Source organism: Synechococcus sp. BL107, from assembly GCF_000153805.1.
Taxonomy (GTDB): Bacteria; Cyanobacteriota; Cyanobacteriia; order PCC-6307; family Cyanobiaceae; genus Parasynechococcus.
Map to the genome: position 1 here is coordinate 1,459,516 of NZ_DS022298.1, position 24,394 is coordinate 1,483,909.

The 24,394-nt window shown below is 53.7% G+C and carries 27 protein-coding genes and 1 tRNA gene; 8 read left to right on the forward strand and 20 right to left on the reverse strand.

Annotation, left to right across the window (positions count from 1 at the left end):
* Positions 1–20 precede the first annotated feature (20 nt).
* From psaK to BL107_RS07570, 3 genes are read right to left on the reverse strand one after another with little or no spacing between them, the layout of a single operon-like run.
* Complete coding sequence (gene psaK, locus BL107_RS07560; protein ID WP_009789723.1) at positions 21–308, reverse strand: photosystem I reaction center subunit PsaK; 288 nt, start codon at positions 306–308, stop codon at positions 21–23.
* A gap of 30 nt (positions 309–338) precedes the next feature.
* The gene (locus tag BL107_RS07565) at positions 339–635 is read right to left on the reverse strand and encodes a DUF3593 domain-containing protein (protein ID WP_009789724.1); all 297 of its coding nucleotides are present in this window, start codon (positions 633–635) and stop codon (positions 339–341) included.
* 3 nt (positions 636–638) lie between these two features.
* A complete protein-coding gene (locus BL107_RS07570; protein ID WP_009789725.1) occupies positions 639–914 on the reverse strand; it encodes a DUF2499 domain-containing protein in 276 nt (91 codons plus the stop codon).
* Positions 915–973: 59 nt separating this feature from the next.
* Between BL107_RS07570 and csaB the strand changes: the two genes are divergently transcribed.
* On the forward strand, positions 974–2,047 hold the full coding sequence (gene csaB / locus BL107_RS07575; protein WP_037988302.1) for a polysaccharide pyruvyl transferase CsaB: 1,074 nt from the start codon (positions 974–976) through the stop codon (positions 2,045–2,047).
* On the opposite strand, the gene BL107_RS07580 is transcribed toward csaB, so the two are convergent.
* The 8 genes from BL107_RS07580 to htpG all read right to left on the reverse strand — a co-directional run bounded on the left by BL107_RS07580 (position 2,044) and on the right by htpG (position 10,348).
* On the reverse strand, positions 2,044–3,018 hold the full coding sequence (locus BL107_RS07580) for an ABC transporter ATP-binding protein (RefSeq protein WP_009789727.1): 975 nt from the start codon (positions 3,016–3,018) through the stop codon (positions 2,044–2,046). The genes csaB and BL107_RS07580 overlap by 4 nt on opposite strands.
* Complete coding sequence (locus BL107_RS07585) at positions 3,015–3,854, reverse strand: carbohydrate ABC transporter permease (RefSeq protein WP_009789728.1); 840 nt, start codon at positions 3,852–3,854, stop codon at positions 3,015–3,017. Before BL107_RS07585 ends, BL107_RS07580 begins: the two co-directional genes overlap by 4 nt.
* Positions 3,851–4,717, reverse strand: a complete 867-nt coding sequence (locus BL107_RS07590; RefSeq protein WP_009789729.1) for a carbohydrate ABC transporter permease — start codon at positions 4,715–4,717, stop codon at positions 3,851–3,853. The genes BL107_RS07585 and BL107_RS07590 overlap by 4 nt, the downstream gene beginning before the upstream one ends.
* Complete coding sequence (locus BL107_RS07595; RefSeq protein ID WP_009789730.1) at positions 4,714–6,015, reverse strand: ABC transporter substrate-binding protein; 1,302 nt, start codon at positions 6,013–6,015, stop codon at positions 4,714–4,716. Before BL107_RS07595 ends, BL107_RS07590 begins: the two co-directional genes overlap by 4 nt.
* Positions 6,012–7,508 (reverse strand): glucosylglycerol-phosphate synthase, encoded by a 1,497-nt coding sequence (gene ggpS / locus BL107_RS07600; protein WP_037988305.1) that lies wholly within the window; start codon positions 7,506–7,508, stop codon positions 6,012–6,014. The genes BL107_RS07595 and ggpS overlap by 4 nt, the downstream gene beginning before the upstream one ends.
* A 51-nt stretch (positions 7,509–7,559) precedes the next feature.
* Positions 7,560–8,120, reverse strand: a complete 561-nt coding sequence (locus BL107_RS07605; protein WP_037988308.1) for a peroxiredoxin — start codon at positions 8,118–8,120, stop codon at positions 7,560–7,562.
* An 11-nt stretch (positions 8,121–8,131) separates the two neighbouring features.
* Positions 8,132–8,368, reverse strand: coding sequence for a 50S ribosomal protein L28 (gene rpmB, locus BL107_RS07610; RefSeq protein WP_009789734.1), 237 nt, complete (start codon positions 8,366–8,368; stop codon positions 8,132–8,134).
* Positions 8,369–8,443: 75 nt separating this feature from the next.
* Entirely contained in the window at positions 8,444–10,348 is a 1,905-nt protein-coding gene (gene htpG, locus BL107_RS07615) for a molecular chaperone HtpG (protein WP_009789735.1), read from the reverse strand.
* A 132-nt stretch (positions 10,349–10,480) separates the two neighbouring features.
* Here htpG and BL107_RS07620 point away from each other — a divergent pair, with 132 nt between their 5' ends.
* The gene (locus BL107_RS07620; protein ID WP_037988883.1) at positions 10,481–11,089 is read left to right on the forward strand and encodes a ferric reductase-like transmembrane domain-containing protein; all 609 of its coding nucleotides are present in this window, start codon (positions 10,481–10,483) and stop codon (positions 11,087–11,089) included.
* A 9-nt stretch (positions 11,090–11,098) separates the two neighbouring features.
* On the opposite strand, the gene BL107_RS07625 is transcribed toward BL107_RS07620, so the two are convergent.
* Genes BL107_RS07625 through BL107_RS07640 form a run of 4 tightly spaced genes read right to left on the reverse strand, consistent with a single transcriptional unit; the run spans position 11,099 to position 13,812 of the window.
* Positions 11,099–11,323: a ferredoxin family protein gene (locus BL107_RS07625; RefSeq protein WP_009789737.1), complete on the reverse strand. Its 225-nt coding sequence runs from the start codon at positions 11,321–11,323 to the stop codon at positions 11,099–11,101.
* Between the two features lie 27 nt (positions 11,324–11,350).
* Complete coding sequence (locus BL107_RS07630) at positions 11,351–12,529, reverse strand: ATP phosphoribosyltransferase regulatory subunit (protein ID WP_009789738.1); 1,179 nt, start codon at positions 12,527–12,529, stop codon at positions 11,351–11,353.
* 22 nt (positions 12,530–12,551) lie between these two features.
* Positions 12,552–13,439 (reverse strand): inositol monophosphatase family protein, encoded by an 888-nt coding sequence (locus tag BL107_RS07635; RefSeq protein WP_037988310.1) that lies wholly within the window; start codon positions 13,437–13,439, stop codon positions 12,552–12,554.
* A 4-nt stretch (positions 13,440–13,443) separates the two neighbouring features.
* The gene (locus BL107_RS07640; protein WP_037988885.1) at positions 13,444–13,812 is read right to left on the reverse strand and encodes a 2Fe-2S iron-sulfur cluster-binding protein; all 369 of its coding nucleotides are present in this window, start codon (positions 13,810–13,812) and stop codon (positions 13,444–13,446) included.
* 54 nt (positions 13,813–13,866) lie between these two features.
* On the opposite strand from BL107_RS07640, the gene BL107_RS07645 reads away from it, so the two are divergent.
* Positions 13,867–13,953: transfer RNA gene (locus tag BL107_RS07645), tRNA-Ser, on the forward strand.
* Between the two features lie 140 nt (positions 13,954–14,093).
* Here BL107_RS07645 and pstB read toward each other — a convergent pair.
* The 3 genes from pstB to pstC all read right to left on the reverse strand — a co-directional run bounded on the left by pstB (position 14,094) and on the right by pstC (position 16,849).
* Positions 14,094–14,912 carry a phosphate ABC transporter ATP-binding protein PstB gene (gene pstB, locus BL107_RS07650; RefSeq protein WP_037988312.1) on the reverse strand — a complete coding sequence of 273 codons (819 nt, stop codon included), beginning with the start codon at positions 14,910–14,912 and terminating at the stop codon, positions 14,094–14,096.
* Positions 14,913–14,982: 70 nt separating this feature from the next.
* Entirely contained in the window at positions 14,983–15,897 is a 915-nt protein-coding gene (gene pstA, locus BL107_RS07655; RefSeq protein ID WP_009789742.1) for a phosphate ABC transporter permease PstA, read from the reverse strand.
* A 1-nt stretch (position 15,898) separates the two neighbouring features.
* Positions 15,899–16,849 (reverse strand): phosphate ABC transporter permease subunit PstC, encoded by a 951-nt coding sequence (gene pstC / locus BL107_RS07660; protein WP_009789743.1) that lies wholly within the window; start codon positions 16,847–16,849, stop codon positions 15,899–15,901.
* Positions 16,850–16,988: 139 nt separating this feature from the next.
* On the opposite strand from pstC, the gene dnaK reads away from it, so the two are divergent.
* From dnaK to murQ, 4 genes are all read left to right on the forward strand, one after another.
* The gene (gene dnaK / locus BL107_RS07665; RefSeq protein WP_009789744.1) at positions 16,989–18,980 is read left to right on the forward strand and encodes a molecular chaperone DnaK; all 1,992 of its coding nucleotides are present in this window, start codon (positions 16,989–16,991) and stop codon (positions 18,978–18,980) included.
* Positions 18,964–19,893, forward strand: coding sequence for a DnaJ C-terminal domain-containing protein (locus tag BL107_RS07670; protein ID WP_009789745.1), 930 nt, complete (start codon positions 18,964–18,966; stop codon positions 19,891–19,893). The genes dnaK and BL107_RS07670 overlap by 17 nt, the downstream gene beginning before the upstream one ends.
* Positions 19,894–19,972: 79 nt before the next feature.
* A complete protein-coding gene (locus BL107_RS07675; RefSeq protein ID WP_009789746.1) occupies positions 19,973–20,395 on the forward strand; it encodes a DUF3110 domain-containing protein in 423 nt (140 codons plus the stop codon).
* Positions 20,396–20,399: 4 nt separating this feature from the next.
* The gene (murQ, locus tag BL107_RS07680; RefSeq protein WP_009789747.1) at positions 20,400–21,350 is read left to right on the forward strand and encodes an N-acetylmuramic acid 6-phosphate etherase; all 951 of its coding nucleotides are present in this window, start codon (positions 20,400–20,402) and stop codon (positions 21,348–21,350) included.
* On the opposite strand, the gene mtnP is transcribed toward murQ, so the two are convergent.
* Positions 21,341–22,252, reverse strand: coding sequence for an S-methyl-5'-thioadenosine phosphorylase (gene mtnP / locus BL107_RS07685; protein WP_009789748.1), 912 nt, complete (start codon positions 22,250–22,252; stop codon positions 21,341–21,343). The two genes, murQ and mtnP, sit on opposite strands and share 10 nt — an antisense overlap.
* Positions 22,253–22,314: 62 nt before the next feature.
* On the opposite strand from mtnP, the gene BL107_RS07690 reads away from it, so the two are divergent.
* Positions 22,315–22,758: a peptidylprolyl isomerase gene (locus BL107_RS07690; RefSeq protein WP_009789749.1), complete on the forward strand. Its 444-nt coding sequence runs from the start codon at positions 22,315–22,317 to the stop codon at positions 22,756–22,758.
* 17 nt (positions 22,759–22,775) lie between these two features.
* Here the strand turns inward: BL107_RS07690 and ribBA are convergent, their stop codons facing one another.
* Positions 22,776–24,347 carry a bifunctional 3,4-dihydroxy-2-butanone-4-phosphate synthase/GTP cyclohydrolase II gene (ribBA, locus tag BL107_RS07695; protein WP_009789750.1) on the reverse strand — a complete coding sequence of 524 codons (1,572 nt, stop codon included), beginning with the start codon at positions 24,345–24,347 and terminating at the stop codon, positions 22,776–22,778.
* Between the last annotated feature and the right edge of the window lie 47 nt (positions 24,348–24,394).

Genomic DNA, 24,394 nt, shown 5'->3' on the forward strand with positions numbered 1-24,394 from the left:
GATTCAGTGAGACAAAGGCCTCAGAGCACGCCGCGGGCGGCTAATCCCTGGATGGCTCCTATGCCAATGATGTGGCCCAGACTAGTGGTGCCAAGAAGAGCTGCATGGCTCATGCCACCAAAGAAGGCTGCGTTGGGAAGTTGAGCACCAACGTTGGGGTGCTTAATGGTGGCTTTACCGATGCCAATGGCAATCACGTTGCACACGATCATCACCAGAGCAACTTTGGGGGACCAGGTGAGGGTGGCAGGGGTGATCGCGAAGAGGTGGGTCAGTAACATTCGGGCCAAATTTCGATGACCCATCATCTGAGCAGAACGACTCCAGAATCACGAGTCTTAAGAGTTGTTCACCCTTTTTTTGTGGTCTAGGACAAGTCCAAGCACCAAAACGGTGTTGGCCAGAGTGAGAAAAGCCTCAGCTCCGCCGTGCAACACATCAATGTCCACAAGCTCTGCATCACAACAACGCAGCGCCACAATGGCCGCCACGATCGTGACGCCGACGAACAGCAGGGTGAGTTGAAAACCTCGTTGTGCCAAAACTGGTAGCGCTTCGCTTTTGCGGAGCCAGTACAAGAAGCAGAGATAAGGGATCAGAGATAACGCAAACAGAGGAGCTGGATCGAACTCCATGGTTTAAGCCGTTTTTGGGGGTAAAAGTTTCCAGGCTGCAAAGGCCAATGTGCAATTGCCGATCAATGTGAACCACGCTTGCAACGTCACCAAACCTCTTAGAGATTCAGCGTTATCGAACAAATGCCACGTACAAGCCGCCATGGCACTGACGAGGGCAGGAAGCATGGCAAGTGCCATTCCGTTCAGCCCACGACGCTGCATCAAAACAATCGCTAGCGACCATTCGATCACTGATGCGACGTGGATCCACCAAGTTCCGAGAGACAAAGAGTGCATGTGTCCATTTTAGAAATCCGAAGCGACGGATAATGGGGGCAACGTTCGGGAAGACGCCGATGCCCCGATCTGGACCGGCCTCGTTGCTGCTTTGTGGGTATTACGGCGAGCACAACTTGGGGGATGACGCTCTTCTTCAGGTTCTTTTGCAGGGTCTGCCAGGTTCTTCCTCATTGATGATCACCGCCCACGATCAAGCGGAGGTGCAGGGGATGGCGCCTTTGGCTTGCATCGTCAATCGGCGATCGCTACGCGCCAGCTTGATCGCTGTTTTGCAAGCGGATGTTCTGATTCTTGGTGGCGGCAGTCTTCTACAAGACAGCACTAGCTTTCGAAGCCTGATTTATTACTTGCTCCTCATTGCGCTCGCGCGGTTGCGTCGTCGCCGCGTTGTGCTTTGGGGTCAAGGCCTAGGCCCATTACGTCGATCCATGAGTCGCTGGCTTGTGCGTTGTGCACTGCCGTTTTGTACTGCTGCGAGTTGGAGGGATCAAGCCTCGCTTCGGCTGGCTCAAGCCTGGGCGCCGAACCTACCGATGTGTATGGCTGCCGACCCGGTGTGGCAGATGCCAAGTCAACCCTGGGTTGGAGGAGGAGACATCGTGCTCAGTTGGCGACCGACTGATCTGTTGGATGGTCCCCGTTGGCAACGTCTTCTCCACGCCCTGGATTCAGTGGCAGCAAGCCTTGATGTGTCTGTGTGTTGGATGGCTTTTCATCAGCATCAAGATGGCCCGTTGCTTGACGCTCTTGTTGCACAAAAGCTTGTGCCCGCAAAATTGTTGGCTCGAAGCACAACCGTGATTCCACGCTCGTTGGATCATGTCTTTGAACTCGTCTCCACAGCGCGGCTCGTGCTGCCAATGCGACTTCACGCTTTGATTTTGGCCAGGCTTGTTGGTTGTCCGATGGCTGCGTTGAGCTACGACCCAAAGGTGGACGCTGCTGCTGAGATGGCGCAGGTCCCTTGTACACGGCTAAACGACTTGCCATCCACTGATCACCTGGCTGCTCAGTGGATGGCTGAAGCTGATCAGGAAGCTGATCGGGCGGTGATTCAACGGATTCAGTCCGACGCTTCAGCGCATGGGGAACTTCTCAGGCGTTGGATTAATCCAAACGCTGTTGGTTAATCATCTATCCGTTGGCCAGTTTGATCATCGAAAAGGTGTTCAGACGTTTTGAGCCAACTGATCTGGGGATTGTCTCCAATCTGTTGGTCGCCAGGGCAAACCAAACGGAGCTGCCCTCGTGCGCAACGAATCAAGAGCAGTTGACTCGCTCCATGCCATTCACGGCTCTCGACTTCGCAAGGGATTCCATTGGGATCGAGCCGAAGATCCTCTGGACGGATACCCAGCGTTCGACCCTGACCAGCGCTGAGCATGTTCATCTGGGGACGCCCGATGAATTGAGCCACAAAGCTGGTGGCGGGGTGGTGATACAACTCCCTGGGTGTGCCGATTTGTTCAATTCGTCCGTGGCGCATTACCGCAATTCGGTCGGCCAGTGCCATGGCCTCTTGTTGGTCATGGGTGACATACACCACAGGTTGCGACCCGCCAAGCATCAGGCGTTTTAGTTCAGGCCGTAGTTCTTCGCGCAACTGGGCATCGAGGTTGCTCATGGGCTCATCGAGCAAGTACACCAGGGGATCACGGAGTAGTGCGCGAGCTAAGGCGACGCGTTGCCGCTGACCCCCGGATAATTGCGCTGGCCTTTGGTGAGCCTGATGGGTGAGTTGCAGCACTTCCAAAATCGTTTTAATGCGCTGATCACGCCCTGCTCCATGGCTGCCGCGCATCCGCAGTCCCAGTTCCAAGTTTTCGCGAACACTGAGGTGGGGGAAGAGGGCATAGCTCTGAAACACCATGCCAATCCTGCGGTCTTCCGCGGGGATGTTGTTCATCTCAGCGCCATTAATGCTGATCGAGCCGCTGTCGGGTTGATCGAGCCCCGCAATCAAGCGGAGAGCCGTGCTTTTGCCACAACCGCTTGGTCCTAACAATGCGACGCACTCACCATCGCCAACGTTGAGGTCGAGGTTGTGGAGGATGGTTCGACTACCAAAATTTTTGGAAATTCCTTTGAGGCTGAGTGTCATCCCTTAATCGCTCCATTGGTGAGTCCACTCACGATTTGGCGCTGGAACAACAACACAAGCAACAACAGTGGAATCGCTCCGAGCACTGTGGCAGCGGCATAGGCCCCATACGGAATGGAGTAAATCGATGATCCTGCGATCCGCGCCATCGCGACTGGAAGCGTGAGTAGATCACTGCGGCTCAGCCAAGTGAGTGCAATGGGATATTCATTCCAAGCAAAGAGAAAAACAAGGATCGCTGTGCTGGCTGAGGCCGGCGCGATCAGCGGCAACATCACCCATCGCAGTCTTTGCCGCAGGCTGAGGCCCTCGAGCCTGGCTGCATCATCAAGATCCTTGGGTAACCCTTCGAAGGCTGCTGTGAGCAGGAGAAGTGCGAGGGGCATGGCCAGCGCGCTGTACGGCAGAGAAAGGGCGAACAGGCTGTTGCCGAGATGAAAGTTGCGCGCCAATTCAAGAAGGGCCAAAAACAGCAGTACGTAAGGAAAAAGAGCAGCCGCCATTACGCCACTTCTGATGCCTCGCCGCCATCGCCGCGGTAGTTGGGCCAAAACGTAGGCAGCAGGCACAGCCAAAACCAGGGTGAGAACTGTTGAAACGCCAGCGACAACGGTGCTATTTAGTAGATATCGCCAAAACGGAGGATCGCTGGATAGGAGCTCGCGGTAATGAATCAATGTCCAGCGGTTCTGAAAAGGAATGGCTCCGTTCACGAGGGCTTCCGAGCTTGTGAAGGAACTGATCAATTGCCAAACCATCGGTGCAAGAGACCAGATCAGCAGCAATGTGATCAACAAAGCTTGTCGACTGGTCACCCATGAACGTTTGATGCTCATGGCTGCATCGCCCTCAAGGCGCCGGACATGCGGAGCAGCAGAGCGCCGAGCAAAATTAAAGCGGTGAGCAGTAAGAATCCACCGACCATGACGGTGGCGCTGTACCCGAAATCAAGAAAGCGCATTCCGTTCAGATATGCGTAAAGAGCAAGGCTTTCCGTACTTCCTGCTGGCCCTCCACCGGTAAGCACTTGGATTAAATCAAAGACACCAAACGCTTGCGCCATTCTGAATAAAAGGCTGAGCAGGATGTATGGCATCAACAGAGGAATGGTGACGCGCCTCAGGGCCTGGGATGCAGAGCCGCCTTCGAGGCGAAAGGCGGCATAAAGATCCTCTGGAATCGTTTGAAGACCAGCCAGGAGAATCAGTGTGATGAAAGGGGTTGTCTTCCAAACATCAGCAAGCACCGTCACGATCCAAGTAACGGCGGGAGTGGAAAGGAGATTGAGTGGCCCGACTCCAACTACTTCCGCTAATTGCTCAATCGGTCCATAAGGAGTGTTGAAAATCCAACGCCAGCCAAGAGCCATCATTGTTGTCGGAAGAGCCCAGGGCAAAAGCGATAGAGCTCTTATGGCGCTGCGTCCTCGCCAGCGCTGGTCGAGGAGGAGAGCAATGGCGAGGGCCAGGATCAACTCCAGGCCAACGGAGACGATGGCAAATCTCGTTGTTTGACCGGCATCAAGCCAAAAGCGAGAGTCCGTGAGAAGACGCAACCAATTGGCACCCCCGTTTGGGATCGGAACTAACCCCGTAAGGACGGAGTCGGCATGAAAACTCAACCAGGCGTACCGAAGCATTGGCCAGCCAAAAACGACAGCCATTAACAACAACGCCGGGAGGGCAAGCAACACCGTCATGCTTCGGCCCCTGTTGCTTTGAGCAGCATGTCGCTTTTGGTTTGAACTCTGTTCATCGCGGCGGCTGAGGCAGCAGTTGCCGTGTCGATAGCGCGATTGGTCTTCGCTGGTTCGGCGGTTAGCAGGCCATTCAGTTGGCGTTGAAGAAGATCACTGAGCTGTGCATAAAGCGGTGATGGCGGCCTTGCAACGGAGTAGTCCAAAGCCTTCGCGATTTCAGGAAGGGCTGACGACACTGCGATGAGCTCTGGATCCGTAAACAAGCTTTTGCTGGTGGGGGTATAGCCCTGGTTGAGGAACCGTTCACGCTGCGCAGCTTCAGAGGTGAGATAGCGAATCGCTTCAACAGCGGCCTCTGGATGGGGTGACTGTTTGAGCAAGCTCAAACCCCAGCTGCCAACGGTGGCGGCTGGACTTTGATCCGGTTCCGCCACCATCAATGCAATTCCAACATTGCCTTGGACCTTGCTTTCGGGTTTTTGCAGCTCGGCCCAGGCATAAGGCCAGTTGCGCATGAATGCTGCATCCCCGGCTTTAAATGCTTGCAGCGACTCTGATTCGGAGTAATTGGTCACCGCTCTTGGACTGGCTCCAGTTGTGATCAGTGATTGCATCCAGGCGGCTGCGCGAGCTGCCGCCGTTGCGTCGAGTTCGAGTTGACCGGTGGCTGGGTTAAGCCACTGGCCTCCGAAGCCATGGAGCACTTCAACGAAGTTGCAGCTCAACCCTTCGTATTGCCTGCCTTGCCAGACGTAGCCGTTGGCGACGCGCTGGGCTTGGACCAGATTGATGGCGATCTCGGATAGTTGCTCTGGAGTGGAGGGAGGCGAGTCCATCAAGTCTGTCCGCCAATACAAAACGCCAACATCAGCGCCAAGGGGCCATCGATAGAGCTGACCTTTGTGGTGATTGCCAAGGCGAGCACCCAAGATCAATTGATCAAGAGCGGCTTGATCGAACCAGGGGTCAAGCGGTTCGAGCCAACCTGCTTCGGCATATTTCGGCAGCCAGGTGACATCCATCAACAGGGCATCAAAGGGGGTGTCCCCCAGCAACAAACTACTAATGGCGAGATCAGAGATCGACTCGGTTTCCAGGGGGCCACGGATCACCTCAAGGTGAATCGATCCGCGGTGCTCACGATTGAAAGCTTCGACCATTTGAGTGCTTGCATCCGCATAGGGCGCAGGCATCAAAATTGAGACTGGTACAGGCTGTTTTTGGCCTGACCATGCCACACAAGCCAGAACAAACAGCAGACCGATCAAGCCGCTGGCAATCCGGATGCTTCGTCTCATTCGGGCGTCGTCGACGGCGGCTCGCAACCAGCTAGTTGTTCTTCAGCCCAGTCCTTCACGGTGTAATTCTCGACCGCCGTACACATGCGCGTCATGCGATCGCGTTGTGCCTCTGAATCCATAAACAAAGCCTTTTCAATGGATTCATCCATCCGTTTGTTGGAATATGGGTTGGTGAGAACAGCTCCGTCGAGCACCACAGACGCTCCTGTGAATTCGGAAAGAACAAGAACTCCGCCACGGTTGCGGCGTGCTGCGGCGTATTCCTTAGCAACAAGATTGAGACCATCTCTTAACGGGGTAATCCAGCAAACATCGGCTTGACAGAACCAAGCCACCATTTCGTCGTAGGGAATTCTTCGCGTTGAAAAACGAATTGGAACCCAATCAATCTTGCTAAAGCGCCCATTAATTCGTCCTGCTATTTCTTCAATTGTGCGTTGAGTATCTTCGTAGATTTTCATACCACTCGCAGCCGCGACGCAAGCCAACATCAGAACCACTTCGCCATGAAGATCTTCACGACGTTCCAACAGTCTTTCGAAGGTGAGAAGAAGGGCTTCGTTGCCTTTGGTGTAGTCAACGCGACTGGCAGAAAGAATTAACTTGCGCCCTTTTTTTGTGTCTTGAACAATTAATTCACCATGACTTTCAACAGAAGCACTCCAGCTGAGTTCCTGAATCACATCGGGCGACGTGCCCACGGGAGAACTCAACAGTTGAATGCGGCGGCCATTGTGCTCGAGATAACTGGTGACTGTCCCTTCAGAGAGAGCCGTTCCTACGGGGATGAACTTCGAATCAACAGGAACCTTTGGACCACGTTTAGCTCCGACGAGGGTGCTCGCTGCGCGGGCAAAATTTTCCGTGTAACGGGGAATATGGAAGCCAACAACATCGCAACAGAGCAAACTTTCTAAGATCTGTTCACGCCAGGGGAGAATTGCAAAAACATCATTGCTTGGAAAAGGCGTGTGGTGGAAAAACGCTACTTTTAGATCAGGCCGACGACTTCTGATATACCCAGGTACGAGCCAGAGGTTGTAATCATGAACCCAAACAGTTGCTCCCTCGGCAGCCTCTTTGCAGGCAGCTTCAGCAAAACGACGATTGACCTCCTCAAAGATCCCCCAATCCGCATTATTAACATTAAAATGTGTTGGAAAAGTATGCAATATGGGCCAGAAACATTCCTTGGATGTGATGTGGTAAAAGCTTGATATTTGATCATCTTCCAAGGGAATCCTGCACAATGTGAATGGTGCAGGATTCGTCATTTCAATGCTCTCGTCTTCGGCATTCTCAACAGAATCAACACGTCTCCATGCGATCCATGTTCCGTCATCCTTGCTTCTAAATAAATTTCTAAGGGTGGGAATAATCCCATTAGGACTTTTCTGATCGACCCATGTTCTATTGCCTTCACTATCGATTGATTCGTCGAAAGGGGTCCGGTGATAAAGGATTACAAAAGAACTACTGCCAATGCTCATTGATTATTTCTTGAATTAGTTTCACTACCCTTCATGATGGCCCTGGATTTGTCAAACAGAAGTCTTGTTTTGCAGATTCGTTAGAAAATCAAGCACTTCCTGGGCGTGGCCGCTGGGACGCACGGCCACCCACCGTTGCTGCAAAACCCCATCAGGATCAATCAAAAACGTGTGGCGCAACGAATAGGGAGCCATCCATGAGCCGTAGGCCTTGCTGACTGTTCCGTCCGGATCCGACAAGAGGGGGAAACTCAGTCCTTCGCTTTCGCAGAATGACTCGTGATCATCGACGCTGTCGGCGCTGATCCCAACCACCTCTGCATTTACGGCCAGATAGTCGGAGTGAAGCGTCTCGAATCCACGTGCTTCGATTGTGCAGCCGCCAGTAAAGTCCCTGGGGTAAAAATAAACAGCAACCCAACGGCCCTTGAAATCCTGCAAGGACCAGTTGCTCTGGTCGGGTTGTGAACGGCTGGAACCGGGCAAGCTGAAAGCTGGAGCTGCGTTGCCAGTTTCCAAAACAACACCCCCAAGAGCGGATGCTCTTGAGGGTTTAAGAGACAAAGCTGTGAGCAGTAGGCCGGTTCGAATTAGAAGTTCTCGCCGGCGCACGTTCTACTAGATCAGAGTTTGGCCAGGTTAATGCCCAAGGACTTGGCATAGGGACCTAATCCCTTTTTTTGGATCGTCTTCAACGCACGGGTGGTGACGCGCAATTTGATCCAACGATTCCCTTCAGCCCACCAGAGGCGACGTTGCTGCAGATTGGCCTGCTGCAACTTCTTGGTGCGGATGTGGGAATGGCTCACGGCCATGCCGTTATTGGCGCGAGTACCTGTGAGCTGACACACCCGAGACATGTATTTGTCCTACTGATTGAGTTGGTTGGATCTGTACAAACAGGTCCAACCCCAATCTTACCAAAAGGACCTTGACTAAAGGCCTCGTTGCATCAGGGTTCCCATCAGTTCAGCGCTACGGGTTTGAAAGCCAGCAAGTTCGTTGGGCTCGAGACCGCCCACGCCAAGACGTGCCATGTCATAGAGATGGCGGGCGAGGTTTTCCGACAGGTTGAGGGTAGGAGAGCTCTCGCTGTTGCCCACCAAAACACTTCCCGATTGAAGTTTGAGCAACCCTTCCACCAAAGGGTGTCGCCGATTCACCAGCAACACGTGATGATCGGGCAATCCTGGAAGCCGTTGCTCCATCAATGCGCCCATATCGTTGAGGCGGCGCATTTGCTCGGGAAGCAAAATCATCGCCGGTGGTGCTCCTTCCGCTTTAAGCGCTTGCACCTGCACGGTCACCTTCTCGTTGTTGAGCGCGTCTTTGATCAAGCTACGCAGCCGTTCTGAGTCGGTGGTGCCGTCTTGATCAGCCAATTCAGGGTCTTCTTCTTTGAGGCTTTCATCCAGCTCCGCATCCACACGTTGAAACTTGAGTTCCTCATGGCGGTATTCCAGCCATGGGATGAACTGTGTATCAATCACCGTTTCGAGCTTCAACACCTCTGCCCCCTGCGCTGTCCAAAGATTGAGTGCCCCCGCTTGGGAAACATCATCCGTGCTGTAAAGGATTCGTTTGCTGTTTTCCTCGCTCAATCGGCTTCGATATCCCTCCAGTGTGGTGAACGACTTGCCATTAGCCGCGATGGGGTCATCCCCTTCTGGCTCGTTGGGATTCGTTGTTGTTCCGAACAAAATCAATTCAGACACTTGATCGGCAAACTTCTCATCTTCCATCGCACCAATTTTTACAAATGGCGCCAATGAATCCCAGGCTTCGGCATAAGCTTTCGGATCATCTTTTTTGAGTGAACGTAAACGGTCGGAAACTTTTTTAGCCACAAAATTTCCAATCGAGCGCACACGACGATCTGTTTGTAAGGCACTTCTGCTTACATTTAGTGGAATATCTGGAGAATCAATCACTCCCCTTAACGGAAGTAGATAGCGAGGCACGACCTCTTTGATGGAATCGCTAACAAAAACTTGGTTGCAATACAACTTAATTTCTCCCTTCTCCCAATCGGCCCGTCCCGTTTGTTTCGGAAAGAATAAAATGCCTTGTAAATTATATGGATAGTCGGTATTGAGGTGCACCCAAAGGAGAGGGTCACCTTGAAATGGATAAAGATAGTTGTAAAGATCAATGTAATCTTGATCGCTTAAATCTCTGGAGCTCTTCCGCCATGGAGCCTCCATTTTGTTGATTGTTTCACCTTCCAGTTGTACCGGTACTGACATAAAGTCGCAGTAGGTGTTAATGAGGGTGCGAATTCTCGCGGGCTCCAGATATTCCATCTCTTCTTCCATGAGATGGAGAACAACATCGGTTCCAGGCTCACTGCGCTCTGCTCCCGACAAGTTGAAATTGGGCGACCCATCACAGCTCCAACAAACAGACTCCTGATCAGGTTTGGCGGACTGGGTGATTAGCTCGACGCGGTCGGCCACCATGAAGCTTGAGTAGAAGCCAAGACCAAAGTGGCCGATGATCGCGTCGTCCTCTTGTTTGTATTTCTCTAAAAAATCCTCAGCGCTGGAGAAGGCCACCTGATTGATATAGCGCTTCACTTCATCGGAGGTCATGCCGATGCCATTGTCAGAAATGGTGAGGGTTTTGGCTTCACGATCCACGTGGATCGTGATGGCGCCATCGTCTCCCTCGGAGCAATCGCCAGCCATGGCAGCCATCCTTCGCTTGCTGATGGCATCCACTCCGTTGCTGACAAGTTCCCTGAGAAAGACTTCATGGCCTGAATAGACGGCCTTTTTAATGATCGGGAAGATGTTTTCGGTGTGGATCTGAATTTGACCCTGTTCGTCCAACACCGCCATGACAACAACGTGAAAACTCGACCTTAGAGAGAGAGGTAGGCCTAACTCAACGACGGTTGAAGGAGGGGTCTCCGAACCATCCCGGTTTGGCTGCTCACCCCTCTGGCAAAGTTGTTTTTTGACTGGCTGGTCATGAATTTGCAGGGGTGGCGACTCACGACCTTGGTGACCTGTCTCATCGTTGTTGGCCTGCTGTTCAACTTTGGGTTGGCGGGATGGAATGCACCAGCCATTCATCAGGCGATCGATGCGACGGGGCGTAGTTCCCTCATCCTTTTTGCGATTGCCTTTACGTCTTCCAGCCTTGAAAGTCTTTGGCCGTCTTCTCTCTCGCGTTGGACGCTGCGAAATCGGCGTTGGATCGGTCTCAGTTTTGCTTCATCCCATTTCATCCATCTCGGTCTGATCGTCTCGATGACCGTTTTGTTTCCGGATCCATTCGTTAGTCAACAATCCATGGCTCAGTGGGTGTTTGGTGGACTTGCCTATGGGTTTGTGTTTTTGATGGCACTCACCTCAACCGATCAGGCCCAGCACTGGATGGGAATGAAGAACTGGAAGCGTCTTCACTTTGTTGGAAGTCATTGGATCTGGGTGCTTTTCTTGCTGACTTACGTGAAACACGTCAAGGAAGGACCACTCGGGTTTTATCTCCCCTTCTTGGTGTTCACGTTGGCGCTGATTCCAATTCGTTATGCAAAACACATCCCTCCGAAAGCTCCCCTCGGCGCATCGATGTGAGCGGCTCCCTCAGCTGACTTTCTGAAGATCTGGCCGCTCTTCGGCCAGAATCGCCCCTTCAACGGGACAGACCTGCAGGCAGATCCCGCAATCGATGCAGGTGTCGAAATTGATCACGTAGAAATCTGTGCCTTTGGTGTTTTTGCCGTTGCCTTGGTCGATACAGGCCACTGGGCAGGCATCAACGCAATCGGCGATGCCTTCGCACACCTCAGAAACGATGGTGTGAGCCATGGCAAATCAATCTCCGTTAGTTGAATATTAAAGATCGATCCAATCGAGCTGAAGGTTCCCTCGCGCTTGCGAAAGAGCCTGGGCTTCATCGATGGATCGAATCGGCTGAAGCTCAAGAACAGCACGATGTCCTTTCGCGTGCCACTGCCGCTGGTGATCTAGGGCCGTTTCCAAGTTTGCATTCGAGGAATATGCCACCAGCACATTTTTCGCCTCTGCTTGAACCGAGTTGTCTTCCACCATCAGCTCTCGAATCGAATCGATCGCCAAACTGAAGCCTGCGCCAAACGCTTGGTTTGGTGGGGCTCCACACCGTTGAACCAGCTCGTCGTAACGACCGCCACGGGCAAGCACCTCAGGTGCTGATCGTCCGTTGCAGACCAGCTGAAAGACCAACCCGGTGTACAGCTCAAATTGGGGCTGAAAGGTTGGGTCGAGTTGCAGAACGACCTCCTGCTCTAGTGCAGTTTTGCTGAGGAGCGAGCAGAGGCGATCGAGATCATCGAAGACGGGTTGTTGGCCAAACAATTGTTGTAGTTGCTGGAGCACATCCGTTGGCGTTCCACGACACTCCATTAGTGCCAGCAGGGTTTGCCGTTGGTTGGGCAACAACTCCATTGTTTCAACGGCTAGACGGTCGAAATGGATCAGAGCTGAACGCACCGCATCCCGTTTCGGACCCGCATATGGAGAGAGGATCAATTCCATGAGTTGGGTATGTCCCAACAGCAGTCGAGGCTGCGTCAATCGGCCCAGCTTTAAAGCAGCGATGGATGCCATCAGCAGGCTGAGCAATTCCATCTCCGCTTCGATGGCAGCGACCCCAAACAGCTCCACTCCGCTTTGGAGGTTTTCTTCAATGCACTGACCACCCTCGTCAGCAGCCCTGGATCGAAACACGGTGCCCGACGCCCACAAACGCATGGGGCGTGGTCGTGTTGCCAGTCGCGTGCAGGCTGCTCGAGCAATCGAAGCCGTCATCTCTGGCCGTAGGCCCAATGGATCGTCAGCCACAAGACGCACGATGTCGCGACTGGCGATGGCGCCCCCCGCCATCAAGGTTTTCATCCGTTCTACGCGGGGAGGAGAAACCTCGTCATAACCCCAGAGTCGAAACACTCGAGCAAGTCGCTCAGTGAGGTTCCGATTGGTTTCTACCTGGCGCGGGTTCAGATCCCTTGCGCCAGCGGCAGGTTGCAGCGCCATTGTCGGATTACTCGCCTTGTGATCAGGATCCCATGGCCGTGACCTCGGGCGCACCGAAGTCTGATCCTTTTAAGGGCGTCACCTGGGCAAGACCATTCACAATTGCTGGATGGAGCTGCGCTCCAGCGGCGACGACTCGGCCACTGTTGAGTTGAAATGCATCGCCTTGATATCCACTGATACGGCCTCCAGCGATCTCCACCAAGGCGACACCTGCCGCAAGGTCCCACGGAGACAAACCACGTTCCCAGTAGCCGTCTTGACGTCCTGCGGCGACGAAGGCCAAGTCGACGGCTGCGGCACCTCCGCGCCGAACTCCCCGGGTGCGATGGGTGAACCAACAAAACTCTGCGTAGTTGTTGTCTAAGCGTGTGTGTCGGTCGTAGGCGAATCCAGTGACGAGCAATGAATCCTCGAGTTGTTGACAGCTGCTCACGTTGATCGCTTGTTCGTTGCAGAACGCCCCAAGTCCGGGTGCTCCCCAATACAGCTCACCAAGAAAAGGAACCGCTATTGCTCCAAGCACTGGTGTTTGACGAAACGTCAGTCCAATGGATGTGGCGAAAAACGGATATCCATGCGCAAAGTTCGTTGTGCCATCAAGAGGATCAACGCACCAACGCAGGCCGTCCTGTTCACCTGCGGAGCCACTCTCTTCAGCCAAGACGGCGATGTCTGGCGTTGCAGCTGCCAAAACATCCAAAACAACTTTTTCTGCGGCGAGATCGGCGTTGGTGACAAGGTCTCCGACGCGACCTTTGCTTTCAATGGAGGCCAGGCGTCCGTAGTGGCGCATCAACTCAGCTCCACCTTGTTCAGCGGCCTCGCGAGCGATGCCAACGAGTCGCGTGAGTTCGGTTGTGGTTAAGCCGGCCTCTGTTGCGGCCGTGGCTGTGAGTTGTTGTGCCATGGATTCACTCTTCTTCAATGGGGAGACCAGGACTGACTTTGCCGCGGCCAAAGTGTTGACCAAATTGCAGTTCGTAGACCTCGTCTTCGTCTTGGGTCTCTGCTTCGAGAGGACCAATGGCTCTGGCGACGCAGAGCAATCCGTAACCCTGACGGCGCAACTCATGGGACAAGCCCATGGCTTCTTGTTGATCAAGCTGGCCGCTTTGGACGCGGACGGCACAGCTCGTACAGCATCCATTGCGACAGGAGAAAGGAAGCGGATCTCCTTGCTGCTCAAAGCTGTGAAGGATGTAGTCGCCTTCTGGAACCTCGTGGGTGATGGTGCGGTTCTCCTGCCGCCAGTGAATGGTGATCTGGTGGCTGGGGCTCATGCCATCCATCTGGAAACGCCCTGCTACATTGGCATCTGCCCCATAAAAGCCGGTGGAGAGCTGGCCGAGTGGTCGAAGGCGCAGCACTGGAAATGCTGTATAGGGGCAACTCTATCGAGGGTTCGAATCCCTCGCTCTCCGCTATTCCGGTCCTCACGGGCCGGATTTTTTTTGGAAAATCTCTCAGATAAGTCTGAAAGAAGACGCAACCTTCAAGTAAAAACGACACAATATTTAGATCTACAAGCCAGGCAGTATTTGTTTATATCTTATTTTGAAGTCTAGCCAAATCGCCCAGACACATAGTCTTGCGTGGCTTGCTGTTGGGGAGAATTAAAAATCGATTGCGTATCATTGAACTCCACTAAATAGCCAACTTTTCCAGATCGGTTTTCCACTGTCTCTGCGTTGAAAAAGGCTGTTTCGTCGCTGACTCGTACGGCTTGCTGCATGTTGTGAGTCACAATCACAATCGTGAAACTCTTTTTGAGCTCATGCATGGTTTCTTCAATTTTTAATGTCGATATCGGGTCTAGGGCAGAACAAGGTTCGTCCATCAAGATGACTTCCGGTTGGATGGCGATCGTGCGGGCGATACACAGGCGTTGTTGTTGCCCACCAGAAAGGGAGTAGCCGCTCTCTTTTAGCTTGTCTTTGCATTCATCCCAAACAGCTGCCTGACGCAGAGAGCGCTCCACCAATTCATCCATATTTCCCTTGTAGCCATTGATGCGGGCCCCGAAAGCCACGTTTTCGTAAATACTTTTGGGAAATGGATTGGGCTGTTGAAACACCATTCCAATGCGCCGTCTTACTTCCACTGGGTCGACCGCTGCAGCATATAAATCCACACCATCAAACAAAACGCGACCTTTCAACGTACAACCTTCGATAAGGTCATTCATACGATTAATCGATCGCAAGATCGTCGACTTACCGCATCCCGAAGGCCCAATTAAAGCTGTTACTTTCCCACTTGGTATATCACAATAAACATCTCGTACTGCAGCAGAATTGCCATAGCTGATGGTCACATTCTGCATTGAAACAGCAACTTCTTCTTGGGTGCTTGGCTGAATGTCTGCGGATTCGGAGGTCATGGTGCCCTGTGATTGGTTAAGTAGTGGAAGACGTCGGGGAAACCTTTGGATGAAAGCTTGCTTCGATGATTCATCTGGATGCGACCCGTCCAAGCCAGCGCGCAAATAAATTGAGGGCCAAAATTAATGCTACGAGGACAAAAGAAGCAGCCCAAGCCAATTCATTTTGCACTTCAAGGGGCATGATCGAAAAATTATAAATTAAGACTGATAATGTGGCAATCGACGAAAACCACCCGTCCACTGACAATAGATCTGCCCAGTAGGGAGAAAATAATGCCGTGAAGATAAGAGGTGCTGTTTCGCCTGCTGCCCTTGCAATGGCAAGCACCACCCCAGTCGCAATCGGTGTAAATGCCGCTGGCAATGTGATCCGAGTGATCGTGATGAATCGAGAGGCCCCAACGCCCAAGGCCCCACGACGAAGATCGTCTGGCACCAGCTTTAATCCTTCATCCGTTGTTTTAATGACGGTTGGAATCATTAGGATTGAAAGTGCTAATCCGCCTGCAACGGCGCTGTAGGCATTTCCAAATATCAGTCTGGTCGTTACGAGTGTTCCGTATATAAATACGCCAGCAATGATGGATGGCACTCCAGAAAGAACGTTGGTTCCGAAGCGGATAAATTGTGCAAACCAATCAGATCTTGAATATTCTGCCAAATAAATTCCTCCGCCAACGCCTATCGGAATTGCAAATAATGCTGCAACAAATGTAACCACAAATGTTCCAATGATTGCATTTCCGATTCCACCTCCTTCTAGCCCAGGGGGTGGTGGCAGTTCGGTAAAGAGGCTGATGCTGATTTTCGAGGCACCCTTGAGTAATACGTAACCCAAGACAAGAATTAATGGCAGAACAGCAACGATTGAAAACAGTGCTGCCAGTCCTGTCATAAATCGGTTGCCAAGATTACGCTTGATATTTGGTTTGTAGTTAAGTTGTTTTTGTCTTGTGATAAGACCAGCATTATTGATGTTCATGTCAGTATTTGAGGCTGAGCCGTTTCACAAGCAGCTGCGCCAAAATGTTGACGGCCAATGTCATGATCATAAGTACGAAGGCGGCATACATCAATGATGAAACCTGCGATCCATCAGCCTCACCAAATTGGTTGGCAAGCATTGCAGAAATTGTATTGCCAGGTGCCAATAAGGAGAAACTAAAATTATTTGAGTTTCCAATAATCATTGTTACTGCCATCGTTTCGCCCATCGCTCGGCCTAGGGCAAGCATCACGCCTCCGACGATGCCAGAGATTGCTGCAGGTAAGGTTACGTTGGTAATCGCGCCCCAGCGAGTGGTTCCGATTCCATAGGCTGCCTGAGTTAATCGTTCAGGAACTTGTTGAAGCGAATCACGGGTGATTGCGGTGATGATTGGTAGAATCATCACCACTAAAATCAACACGGCTGGCAAGGTTCCTGGCCCCATTGGTGGAGAGCTAAATAGGGGGATCCAGCCAAAATAGGTGTACAGCATTTCGAGGCCTGGCCGAATGAATGGCTCCATCACAAAGATGGCCCATAAGCCGAGAACTACTGATGGAACTGCTGCTAATAACTCCACCATCAATCCGATAAAGTTTCTTATTTTTTGCGGAATAATGTTTTCTGTAATGAATATTGCCGTTCCAACCCCCAATGGAATGGCAATGAAGAGTGACAAGATCGAGGTCACTAATGTGCCGTAAATTGCGGCCCCAGCCCCGTATTCATCATCGACGGGGTTCCAATCAGACGTGATTAAAAACTCCCAGCCATACCGAAGCATGGATGGCAGGCCCCCCTGAAACACCACGAACAAAATGGCGAACAGGACAAGGGCCACGACCGACGCCAGGATCACCGCCAAGTTTTTGAAACCCGAGTCCACCAGCTTTTCGGACTGCGGTCGTTTGCGGAGTCGGTACTGATCGTCCAAGTTGCTGGACATTGATCGGAGGATCACACCTCCCCTAAGTATGGGAGAGATCGGTCCTGGGTTCCTTGTGATCCCGAACACAAATACATGTCGGTTTGCTGGAGGCTTATTCGTTACCGGCCGTTAGCCTGGAGTTCCACTGATCGCGGGTATGGGTCGGATCGTCGGAATCGATCTAGGGACCACCAATTCGGTTGTTGCCGTTTTGGAGGCCGGTCGCCCCCATGTCATTGCCAATGCTGAAGGTGGGCGCACCACGCCATCCGTTGTTGGTTACAGCAAAGATCAAGAACTTTTAGTTGGTCAACTTGCCAGACGACAGCTGGTCTTGAGCCCACGCAATACCTTTTCCAATCTCAAGCGTTTTGTGGGCCGCGATTGGGATGAGTTGGACGACAGCAGTCTTTCCGTTCCCTACACCGTTCGGGCCAATGACCGTGGTCAGGTGCGCGTGCCCTGCCCTGTGACCGAGAGGGAATATGCACCGGAGGAGTTGGTCGCAAGCATCATTCGAAAGTTGGTCGACGATGCCTCGACTTACTTAGGTGAAACCGTTGAAGCCGCAGTGGTGACGGTTCCGGCTTACTTCAACGATGCGCAACGGCAGGCAACCCGTGATGCCGGTCGGTTGGCTGGTATTTCCGTTGAGCGAATTTTGAATGAACCCACAGCCGCAGCATTGGCCTACGGCTTTGATCGCAGTGCAGTCCGTCGTGTTCTCGTCTTCGATCTTGGTGGTGGCACCTTCGATGTGTCGTTGCTTCGAATTGCCAATGGTGTTTTTGATGTCAAATCAACAAATGGTGATACCCAACTCGGTGGCAACGATTTCGACCAGCGCATCGTTGATTGGCTCGCTGATGCCTTTCAGAAGGAACACTCCATTGACTTGCGACGCGATCGACAGGCCTTGCAACGGCTCACCGAGGCCGCGGAAAAGGCAAAACAAGAACTCTCTGGCGTCCTAACGACTCCCATCTCTTTGCCGTTTATCGCGACGGGAACTGAGGGCCCACTCCATATCGAAACCAACCTGGACCGACCCACCTTTGAAGGACTTTGTCCGGACCTCCTCGACCGTTTGCTGAATCCGGTTCAGGCTGCATTGCGCGATTCCGGTTGGGCACCGGATGACATTGACGATGTGGTGTTGGTGGGGGGTGGCACCCGGATGCCGATGGTTCAACAACTGGTGCGGACCCTTGTTCCGATTGACCCTTGCCAGTCGGTCAACCCCGATGAAGTGGTGGCCATTGGTGCCGCGGTCCAGGCCGGGATCCTCACTGGGGAACTGCGAGATCTGCTGCTGAACGATGTGACACCGCTCTCCCTTGGTCTGGAAACAGTGGGAGGTTTGATGAAGGTTTTGATTCCCCGTAATACCCCCATCCCCGTGCGCCAATCCGATGTGTTCAGCACCTCGGAAGCGAACCAATCGTCCGTTGAAATTCATATCTGGCAAGGTGAACGCCAGATGGCATCCGATAACAAGTCGTTAGGACGCTTCCGCCTCTCAGGAATCCCCCCAGCCCCCCGTGGCGTTCCCCAGGTGCAAGTGGCCTTTGATATCGATGCCAATGGTTTGCTTCAGGTCAGTGCCACGGACCGAACGACGGGCCGAAAACAATCGGTGTCGATTCAGGGTGGTTCGAATCTCAATGAAGAGGAGGTGACGGCTCTCCTTGCTGAGGCTGAGGCAAGAGCTGATGAAGATCGCCGCAAACGCAATCAGATTGAGCGGCGCAATCGAGCTCAAACCCTTCTATCCCAAGCTGAGCGGCGGTTGCGTGATGCGGCGCTTGAACTGGGTCCCTATGGGGCAGAACGTCAGCAGAGATCCGTGGAAATGGCCATCCGTGATGTGCAGGACTGTTTGGCCGCGGACGACCTTCAAGAGATTGACCTCAGCGTGAGTGGTTTGGAGGAAGCATTATTTGGTTTGAACCGACGCCTCTCGGCTGAGCGTCAATCCGATGGAAGTCCTCTTCAGGGCATCCGTAGCACCCTCGGTTCCCTGAAGGATGAATTGTTCTCCGATGATTGGGATGACGACCCTTGGGGTGCCCCCAGTCGTCCGCCCGACCGGAGCCGCGGGTTGAATCGGCGTGATGCATCCGCTTGGGACGATGACATCTACCGCTAACCCTGATTATTGGTCCCTGCTTGGGATCCGTCCCGATAGCGATGCGGCGCAGCTCAAACGAGCTTTCCGTCGGGAAGCGCGACGTTGGCATCCGGATCTCAATGGAAATGATCCAGTAGCCGAAGAGCGGTTCAAGCTCGTGAATGAGGCGTATGCGGTTCTCAATGACCCACGACGGCGGGATGCGTGGCAGCGGGGCGGAGCTGTTGTAGAAGCCGACGACAATCCATTCACGACAGGTTTTCCTGATTTTGAGGATTACCTCGATGTGATTTTTGGGAGGCGAGAACGTCGTGAAGACCCTGCTGCTGAATCTGAGCCCGAACCAGACGTCATGCCCTGGCAGGCGAGTGATGGTGAAGCGGCTACAGAACGGCCCGTGGCAGCACCCGCACCACCACCGCCCGTCTTGGCCGTGGAAGATCTGGAATCTGTTGTGGAGCTCACCCCTGACCAAGCCCTTCTGGGTACCCAGGTGGAACTCACGCTTGGCGATGGAACGCTGATTCAGCTCGATACCCCACCCTTTGCCGGTGATGGCTGGCGCTTGCGTCTCGAGGGGGTGGCTCCGGGTGGGCGAGATCATTTTTTGCAGCTGCGTGTGATCACCGAAGAGGGGCTGCGAGTGGATGGCCTTCGGGTGCACTACAAGTTGGAACTTTTCCCCCCTGATGCGGCCCTCGGCTGTGCCGTTGATGTGCCCACCCTGGATGGCCCTGTCACCTTGCAGGTTCCTCCTGGTTCCTCGAGTGGTCGGCTTTTACGTCTGCGGGGACGGGGCCTATCCATGGATGAGCAACTGGGGGACCAGTTGGTTGAAGTGGTGGTGGTGATCCCGTCGGACTTGGGAGAAGATGAACGGGCGCTCTATCGGCGCTTGCAGGAGCTAGCGGTCGAATCTGAGATCCAGTGATGTAATCCCCACCTCCGCGGCTGCGTAGTTGAGTTGTTCGGTGAGAGACTCCGCTCAAGTTCGGATTGACGGTTCCGGGATGCGCGTTCACGTGATGTTGTTTGACGCTGGCACGGACAGCGAGGGCATTCATTCGCTTGAGATCGCTGGACGCACCGTGGTTCTGTTGTTTGAGAATCCGGAAGATGCCGAACGCTATGCAGGCTTGCTGGAAGCCCAAGACTTTCCTGTTCCAACCGTCGAGGCCTTGGATCGTGAGGACGTTGAATTGTTTTGCAGAGATGCCGGTTATGAGGCACGTCTGATTGAGGCGGGTTTTGTGCCTGGCACGGATGAGGAGCGTTTGTTCATGGCCCCGCCTGAATCCAACCGTGATGTCAGCCAATGGAAGGATGATGAATCTGTGGTGGCTGAGACGTCGTCTGATTCCGATGCCTCGCTCGACGCGGCACCAAACCCAGAATTGGATGCACTGAGACAACGTCTCGAAGGACTTCTCTAACGCGATGGCTGGCTTTGATCCCTCACTTCAGCCCTCTGATGACCGCGGTCATCTCCTGACGGAGCAAAGCAATCCCCGTAGTCGCCGATTGGATCAATTGGCGACTACGGATCTTGTGAATTTGTTCGTGGATGAAGATCGTCGTCCCCAAGAAGCGGTGGCAGGGGCTTCAGAGGCATTAGCCGCCGCCGTGGATGCCATTGCAGCGCGCCTTTTTGATGGTGGTCGGTTGTTTTATCTGGGGGCTGGAACCTCTGGCCGGCTTGGTGTCTTGGATGCCGCTGAATGCCCTCCAACCTTTTGTAGTGATCCCAAGCTTGTTCAAGGGGTGTTGGCTGGAGGAACCCCGGCCCTATTGCGTAGTTCAGAAGGTCTTGAGGATCTTGAGCAGGCCGGTCGTGAAGATCTGGAGCGGCATGGATTCCAGCAGGGGGATTGTTTGGTGGGCATCGCAGCTGGTGGTACGACCCCCTATGTGCGGGGTGGTTTGTCCTACGCCCGTTCAATCGGTGCCCTCGCGATTGGGATGGCCTGTGTTCCCAAGGATCAAGCCCCGTTGCCCTGCGATATCGATATCCGTCTGCTGACGGGTCCGGAATTGTTAACGGGTTCGACGCGACTCAAAGCCGGCACCGCCACAAAAATGGCCCTCAATATTTTGTCGACCACGGTGATGGTCCGTCTTGGCAAGGTTTATGGCAATCGCATGGTGGATGTGGCAGCCAGCAACAGCAAGTTGGTCGATCGTTCCCTGCGCATCCTCCGTGATCTCATCGGCGTCGAGCGTGAGGAGGGTTTGGCCCTGTTGGGATTGTCGGATGGTTCCGTCAAACTTGCACTTCTGATGAAGGCTGGAAAACTTTCAAAAGACCAGGCAGAAGGTGTTTTAGAGCGGAACGACCAACAATTGCGGCAGGCGCTGGAGAGTTGCGGTGCAACATTGACTCAACTTTGAGACCATTCTCCCCAATAGGGGGCAGTGAAGAGATCGAGCTTTTGACGCGTCTGAGGGGGCACAACCTCCTTAGGAGTTACGACTGCATTCGCTAAGGCCGTATGGGCGGATGATGCTGGTCGTGCAGCGCCGATCCGATGTATGAGCGTTCGAAGGATCGGTTCGGTGGCCATGGCATTGGCCCTCAGATTCCCCATCACCATCTCAACAGTCACGGCGTCGTGGTCCTGATGCCAGCAATCAAAGTCGGTCACCATGCTCAGTGAGGTGTATGCCAATTCGGCTTCTCGAGCCAACCTCGCTTCGGTGTGATTGGTCATGCCGATCACGGAACACCCCCAACTCCGGTAAAGCTCGCTCTCTGCTCGGGTGGAAAACGCTGGCCCTTCCATGCACAAATACGTTCCACCTCGATGCAATGTTTGCCCATTGGGCAAGGACGACTCGGCCGCATCCGATAACAGCTGGCTGAGTTGCGAACAAAAAGGATCGGCCAGGCTCACGTGGGCCACACATCCTTCCCCGAAAAACGTCGCTGGACGCTGCTGAGTGCGGTCAATGAACTGATCGGGCACCACCATGTCCCTCGGTCGTATTGAGGCTTGTAAGGAGCCAACAGCGGAGACGGACACCAACCAACGCACACCCAGGGAACGCATCGCCCAAAGATTGGCTCTGTAGGGAACCTCGCGGGGCAGGAATTGATGATGGCGTCCGTGACGTGCCAGAAAAACGGTTTCGACGCCCTCCAAACGACCAACGCGCAGTTGATCGGATGGAAGGCCAAACGGCGTTTGTACCTCTATCTCCTGTTCATCCTCAAGACCGGCGATCGCATACAAACCACTGCCCCCGATCACTCCTACGCGTGCATTGGACAGATCTGGACTCTGGTGTTCCATCGCAATCCTTTCGACGCCGTCATCTTGCCGTGTTTCTAAACTGCAGCTTTGCTCGCGCCACCATGACCAAGGCCCTGATGGATACCGAAGCAGGCCCAATCGAGCTCGAGCTGTTCGACACTGATGCGCCTAATACCGTCGCTAACTTCGTCAAATTGGTGAAGGATGGGTTCTACGACGGTCTCGCTTTCCACCGTGTGATCCCTGGTTTTATGGCCCAGGGTGGCTGCCCCAATAGCCGTGAAGGGGCCAAGGGAATGGCGGGCACCGGCGGCCCTGGGTACCAGATCGACTGTGAGATCAATTCCAAGAAGCACCAGGCTGGGACTCTTGCCATGGCCCACGCCGGTCGCAACACCGGGGGCTCACAGTTCTACATTTGTTACGAGGGACAGCCACACCTTGATGGAGTCCACACGGTGTTCGGTCTCACCGGAAATATGGACGTCGTGCTGAAGCTGAACAACGGTTCACGCATCAACAAAGTCACCATTCAAGAGAGCTAATCGCCTGCGCGCTGGCGTCATTGTGCTGAATGGCGCCAAAACAACAGAACCGGGCTGGTCTTGATTAGGCCAGCCCCCTGATCCGAACCCAAGTCTGTGAACTCTCGATCGAGACGTTCCAATGTTTGAGGTGGATGGAGTGCCATCCGTTCGCTTGGAACGCGCATCAGGCCTAAGGCTTCTGTGCCTGAAATCTTGGCCAACGCTTGGATTAACCGGTACGGATCACGATCACCAGGATTGATCTTCCAAACGAATTGCGGTCTGTCCCAAAGGGCGAGCAGCCTTGGTTCATGGAGTGCGTCCATTTGAAAGCCATGCTCATGCGCCACTGATTCCACCTGTCGACGCACATGTGGCCAAGTGTCTGGTTGCCCGCGAACCGCCATGGCCAACACAGTGCACGGCGTGTCCGCCTCAAATAAGTGGCCAAGTTTGTCTCGCTTCACAGCGAGATAATCGGCATTGTGGTCTCCTGCGTCCATCACGAGGGGAACGCGTTCTTCCACCTGAAGGCCGTATCCACCCAATCCGGCAATTTTGCGTGGATTGTTGGTGAGTAGCCGCAGCCTGTGGATCCCAAGGTCGGACAAGATTTGTGCTCCAACCCCGTAATTGCGTAGGTCGGCTGGAAAGCCCAATCGTTCATTCGCTTCAACGGTGTCAAGTCCACCGTCCTGAAGGCTGTAGGCCCTCAATTTGTTGATCAAGCCAATGCCACGACCTTCCTGTCGCAGGTACACCACGACCCCCTGTCCTTCGGCTTCGATTTGGCGAAGCGCCGCCTCCAGTTGGGGGCGGCAGTCGCAGCGCAGTGATCCGAAGGCATCTCCGGTGAGGCATTCCGAGTGCATCCGCACCAAAACCGGTTCCCGCAAAGACGCTGGGTCTCCTTTCACCAGGGCAACGTGCTCTGATCCATCGAGATCATTTTTGTAGCCGATCGCTTGAAATGCGCCGAACTGACTTGGCAGTTCGGCGTGCGCCATCCGCTTGACGAAACGCTCGTTCTCAAGCCTGTAGCGAATCAGATCGGCAATGCTGATGAGTTTTAAGCCCCATTGGTCGGCGTAGGCCCTGAGCTCTGGCAAGCGAGCCATGGAGCCGTCGGTGTTCTGAATCTCACAAATGACACCAGCTGGGCTAAGGCCAGCCAACAGGGATAAATCAACAGCCGACTCCGTATGGCCAGCGCGCTTTAAGACGCCCCCAGAGCGTGCACGGAGGGGGAAGATATGGCCTGGACGGCGGAGATCCGCAGGCCTTGTTGAAGGGTTGAGGGCAACTTGAATGGTCCGAGCCCGGTCATCCGCTGAAATGCCTGTGGTGACGCCATGTTCAATGCCAGCGTCAATGCTGACGGTGAAGGCTGTCTGATTGGCATCTGTGTTGCGATCCACCATGAGCGGGAGATCCAGTTCATCAAGGCGGTCTCCCTCCATGGCGAGACAGATCAACCCTCTGGCTTCCGTTGCCATGAAATTGATCGCCTCTGGGGTGGCGAACTGCGCCGCACAAATGAGGTCCCCTTCATTTTCACGTTGTTCGTCGTCCACGACGACCACGCAGGCTCCATTGCGAATGGCCACGAGTGCATCCGCAATGCTGTCGAATTGAATCGGGTCGTTGGAAGAAG